The sequence below is a fragment of the Streptomyces atriruber genome (assembly GCF_001418325.1).
GTDB lineage: Bacteria > Actinomycetota > Actinomycetes > Streptomycetales > Streptomycetaceae > Streptomyces > Streptomyces atriruber.
On sequence record NZ_LIPN01000396.1, the window covers coordinates 1 to 4,941 of the forward strand.

Annotated in this window: 5 protein-coding genes; 3 read left to right on the forward strand and 2 right to left on the reverse strand. The window is 72.1% G+C overall.

Annotated elements, in window-relative coordinates:
* Positions 1–24: 24 nt before the first annotated feature.
* Positions 25–729: a TVP38/TMEM64 family protein gene (locus AOK03_RS33470; protein WP_055569142.1), complete on the reverse strand. Its 705-nt coding sequence runs from the start codon at positions 727–729 to the stop codon at positions 25–27.
* 49 nt (positions 730–778) lie between these two features.
* Here AOK03_RS33470 and AOK03_RS33475 point away from each other — a divergent pair, with 49 nt between their 5' ends.
* Positions 779–1,489, forward strand: coding sequence for a DNA alkylation repair protein (locus tag AOK03_RS33475; RefSeq protein ID WP_055569146.1), 711 nt, complete (start codon positions 779–781; stop codon positions 1,487–1,489).
* A gap of 51 nt (positions 1,490–1,540) precedes the next feature.
* Here AOK03_RS33475 and AOK03_RS33480 read toward each other — a convergent pair whose 3' ends face one another.
* Positions 1,541–2,131, reverse strand: coding sequence for a TetR/AcrR family transcriptional regulator (locus tag AOK03_RS33480; protein WP_055569143.1), 591 nt, complete (start codon positions 2,129–2,131; stop codon positions 1,541–1,543).
* An 86-nt stretch (positions 2,132–2,217) separates the two neighbouring features.
* On the opposite strand from AOK03_RS33480, the gene AOK03_RS33485 reads away from it, so the two are divergent.
* Entirely contained in the window at positions 2,218–3,669 is a 1,452-nt protein-coding gene (locus AOK03_RS33485; protein ID WP_055569144.1) for an amidase, read from the forward strand.
* A gap of 334 nt (positions 3,670–4,003) precedes the next feature.
* The coding region (locus tag AOK03_RS33490) for an elongation factor Tu (RefSeq protein WP_055569145.1) at positions 4,004–4,941 on the forward strand (938 nt) is incomplete at its 3' end.

Here is a 4,941-nt window from a genome sequence, read left to right on the forward strand (position 1 = left end):
GGGGGCAGGGGTGGGGCGGTCCGCTCAGCGGTCGCGGAAGTGGTGGCGCTTGAACCACGCCACCGCCGCCCCGCCCAGACCCGTCACCGCGATGAACCCCATCGCGACCAGGAAGACGGGCGACGTCGGCGTCGACGCGCGGGCGCCCGCGATGACGTACGCGGCCGTGTTCGGGATCGAGCCGAGGCCCGTCGCGAGCAGGAACGGCAGCCAGCCCATGCGGGACACCGCCGCGCAGTAGTTGGCCGCGGCGAACGGCACGCCGGGGAAGAGCCGCACCGCCAGCATCGAGCGGAAGCCGTGCCGGCTGAGCTGGCCGTCCACGGCCTTCAGCCAGCGCCCCCGCAGCAGCGGCCGCAGCGCGTCCTGGCCCAGCATCCGGCCCAGACCGAAGGCGATCCCGGCACCGAAGACCGTGCCCGCGATCGCCGCGCCCAGGCCCACCTGCGACCCGAAGAGCGCGCCCGCCGCCAGATTGAGCAGTGGACGCGGCACGAACGCGGCGGTGCACGCCCCGTACGCCACCGCGAACAGGGCCACCGCCGTGGCGCCGCCCAGCTGCGCGGGCCATCCGTCGGAGAGGAGCCGCTGCGGCTCGAAGAGCAGCACGCACGTCGCCGCCGCGGCCAGCAGCACCACGAGCAGGGACAGCCGCGACCACGGCGAGAGCAGAGCCCTGGCGCAGCGCACGGCGAGGCCCTCCGGGCGGGCGGTGGCGGTCTCGAACATCCGGGAAGAGTAACCGGCTCATGTGTCTGATCGCCGTATGGTGCGTCTCATGAGCGTCACAGTCCCGAGCGCGGTGCCGAGCAGTGACCTGGCCGACACGGTCCTCGAACGGCTCGTCGTGAGCTACCCGGAAGCGGCCGATCCGGAGCGGTCCGCGCAGATGAAGGCGTACATGAAGGACATCGCACCCTTCCTCGGCCTGCCGTCCCCGGTGCGGCGCGATCTGTCCCGGGCCGTCCTCGCGGGCACCCCGCGCCCCGACGAAAAAGACTGCAAAGCGATCGCGCTGCGCTGCTGGGCACTGCCCGAACGGGAGTACGCCTACTTCGCCGTCGACTATCTGCGCCGTCATGTGCGGCGTTGTTCGTCCGGTTTCCTGCCCGTCGTCCGGCACCTCGTGACGACGCGCCCTTGGTGGGACACGGTCGACGCGCTCGCCTCGCACGTCGTCGGCGGGCTGGTCGCGGCCGATCCGGAGCTGCGGACCGTCATGGACGAGTGGATCGAGGACGACGACCTGTGGGTGGCCCGAACGGCCCTGCTCCACCAGCTCCAGTACAAGGCGGCCACCGACACCGAGCGGCTCTTCGCCTACTGCGCACGCCAGTCGGGGCATCCCGACTTCTTCATCAGGAAAGCCATCGGCTGGTGTCTTCGGGAGTACGCCAAGACCGACCCGGAGGCCGTGCGCGCCTTCGTGGATCGGGAGCGGGGCGGACTCGCGCCGCTCTCGGTGCGTGAGGCGCTCAAGAACCTCTGACCGGCCCGGTCGCCGGGCGCGCTACCGCGGGTCCACGCCGTGAGGGGAGTGCTACGGCCGGTCGAGGACCGCCTCGACGATCATCAGCAGACGGTCCCCGGCCCGGTCGATGCTGCCGTTCTGCGTGCTGACCTGCGCGCCTTCGAGCAGGAAGGTGATTTCGGCCGCGGTCTGTTCGGGGTCCGGCAGTCCGGCCGCGGCGCACATGGCGACGAGTCGGCGGGTCTGGCGGGCCTTGTGCTCCTCGATCACCTGCCGCGCGGGATGCGAGCGGTCGGGCAGCTCGGCGAGGGAGTTGATGAACGGGCAGCCCCGGTACGAGATCGTCGGCAGTCCCTCGGCGATGAAGCGGGCCAGGCCCAGGATCTGCTCCCTGGGCCGGTCGGGGTGCTCGGCCTCGACCCGGTCGAACGCCGCCTGGTAGCCGGCGGCGACGATCCGCAGCCACTCGGCGACCAGTGCGTCCTTGGTCTCGAAGTGCCGGTAGATCGCCGCTTTGGTGGTCTCGGCCCGGTCGGCGATCGCCTGGACGCCGACCCGCCGGATGCCCTCGCTCTGGAAGAGCTCTTCCGCCGCGTCGAGGATGCGCTCTCGCGGCGGCAGTTTCGCCACCCTGCTCGGCCTGCCGACGGTCGTTGTCATGACTGCTACGGTACCAGCCTGTGCCACGCGATACCGAGCGGTATCGTGTGGCACTCAACGGTATTGTCCTGGTGCTGGGAGTGACAGTGAGAGTGACCGAGTACGTGAACTTCGACGCCGTCGGGCTCGCCGAGCTGGTGGCCGCGGGCGAGGTGACCCCCGCCGAACTGGTGGCGGCCGCGCGCGAGGCGGCGCAGGCGGTCGACCCGCGGATCAACGCCGTCGTCGAGACATGGCCCACCGACGACGAGCCCGAGCCCGGCAGCGCGCCGCTGGCCGGGGTCCCTTTCCTGATCAAGGACATCGGGGTCGCGATGGCCGGGCGACGGACGGAGCTGGGCAGTCGGCTCGCGGCCGGTCTTGTCGCGGGCGCCGATTCCGCGCTGATGCGGCGCCTGCGGCGGGCCGGCCTCGTGACCTTCGGGCGTACCGCCACCCCGGAGCTTGCCTACAGCATCACCACCGAGCCGGTGCTGTACGGCCCGACCCGCAACCCGTGGGACCCCACACGGAGCGCGGGCGGATCCAGCGGGGGAGCGGGCGCGGCCGTCGCCGCCGGGGTGGTGCCCCTCGCGCACGCCACCGACGCGGCGGGCTCGCTCCGCATTCCCGCCGCGTACAACGGCCTCTTCGGGCTCAAGCCCACCCGCGGCCGGGTCTCCGTGGCCCCCGACGCCGACGAGATATTCAACGGCCTGGGCGTGCAGGGCAGCGTCAGCCGAACAGTGCGCGACAGCGCGGCACTGCTCGACCTGATCGGCGGCCCGGAACCGGGCGACCCCTACTACGCCCCGCGGCCGGAGAGGCCCTACGCAGAGGAGGTCACCCGTCCCCCGGGCCCGCAGCGGATCGGTGTCCTCACCCAGGCGTGGGGCGGGCGCCGCACCACGGCGCCGGTCGCCGACGCCGTCTCCCGGACCGTGCGCCTGCTCGAATCCCTCGGCCACCGCGTGGTGGCGGCCGAGGTTGATCTCGGGGTCGACTGGGAGGAGTTCGTCCTGGCCAACGCCCGTCTGATGACGGCGAATCTCACGGCCTCGGTCGACGGACTGGCCGCCGCCCTCGGCCGGACCGTCGACTCCTCGACCCTCGAACCGGTGACGCTGGCCGCATACCGGTACGGGCAGCGGGTCGGCGCCGACCGGTTCGTCGCCGCGCTGGCGGTCCGCAACCGGGTCGCCCGCAGCCTGGCGCGCTGCTTCGAGGCACACGACGTACTGCTCACCCCGACCGTGCCGGAACCGCCCGTGCTCCTGGGGGCCTACGGGGAGGGCGCGGAGGAGCTCGACGGCCTCGGCTGGATCGACCGCCTCAACGACCGCTCGCCCTTCACCATGGCGTTCAACGTCGCGGGCACGCCCGCCATGTCCGTGCCGGTGACGGCCGACGCCGGGACGGGGCTCCCGATCGGCATGCAGTTCGCCGCCGCGTACGGGGAAGAGGGCCGCCTCTTCCGGCTCGCCGGGCAGCTCGAACAGGCGAGCCCGTGGTCGGGCCGTACGCCCACGGTGTGGGCAGGCGGTCCGACGGGCCACTGACGCGCGGCCGGGCAACTGGGCCCGCAGGGCGTGCCGTTACGTGCTGTTCGCGCGAAAACCATTCGACGTGGGCGTTTTCTTCGGTGAGGATCAGTCACATGTTCCGGTACGCCTTCCTCGCAGCCACGCCCGCAGTCGCGGGCGCTGCGAAGGCTGCCGTCGGCACATCCGACGTCCTCGCACCTGTCGCCTTCGACGGCGCCCGAAGCTGACCCTCCCCGGACATTCCGGCGGACCCCCGAGGGGGAGGGTCGGTAGGGCCCGGGGTCCCCGTCCCGACCGAGCACGGAGCCGGTACGGGACAACAGCTTCGAGTTCCGGAGAAGGAACCACCATGTCCAAGACCGCCTACGTCCGTACGAAGCCGCACCTGAACATCGGCACGATGGGACACGTCGACCACGGCAAGACCACCCTGACCGCCGCCATCACCAAGGTCCTCAGCGAGCGCGGTGGCGACGGCGGCACCCAGTACGTGTCCTTCGACCGCATCGACCGGGCCCCGGAGGAGGCGCAGCGCGGCATCACGATCAACATCGCGCACGTCGAGTACGAGACGGACACCCGTCACTACGCGCACGTGGACATGCCGGGCCACGCGGACTACATCAAGAACATGGTCACCGGCGCCGCCCAACTGGACGGGGCGATCCTCGTCGTGTCGGCCCTCGACGGGATCATGCCGCAGACCGCCGAGCACGTGCTGCTCGCCCGGCAGGTCGGCGTCGACCACATCGTCGTCGCGCTCAACAAGGCCGACGCGGGGGACGAGGAGCTCACCGACCTCGTCGAGCTGGAGGTCCGTGACCTGCTCTCCGCGCACGGGTACGGAGGTGACTCCGTCCCCGTCGTGCGGGTCTCGGGGCTGAAGGCGCTGGAGGGCGACCCGCGCTGGACGTCCGCGATCGAGGCCCTCCTCGACGCGGTGGACACCTATGTGCCGATGCCCGAGCGGTATCTCGACGCGCCGTTCCTGCTGCCCGTCGAGAACGTGCTCACCATCACCGGCCGCGGCACCGTCGTCACCGGCGCCGTGGAGCGCGGCACCGTCCGGCTCGGGGACCGTGTGGAGGTCCTCGGCGCGGACACCGAGACCGTGGTCACCGGCTTGGAGACCTTCGGCAAGCCGATGGCGGAGGCGCAGGCGGGGGACAACGTGGCGCTGCTGCTGCGCGGTCTGCCACGCGACGCCGTACGACGCGGCCATGTCGTCGCGGCGCCCGGCAGCGTCACCCCGCGGCGGCGCTTCACCGCGCAGGTGTACGTCCTGTC

Coding starts and splice junctions, on each gene's coding strand:
- AOK03_RS33475 (WP_055569146.1), top strand. CDS start 779: ATGAGCGTCACAGTCCCGAGCGCGGTGCCGAGCAGTGACCTGGCCGAC.
- AOK03_RS33470 (WP_055569142.1), bottom strand. CDS start 729: ATGTTCGAGACCGCCACCGCCCGCCCGGAGGGCCTCGCCGTGCGCTGC.
- AOK03_RS33480 (WP_055569143.1), bottom strand. CDS start 2,131: ATGACAACGACCGTCGGCAGGCCGAGCAGGGTGGCGAAACTGCCGCCG.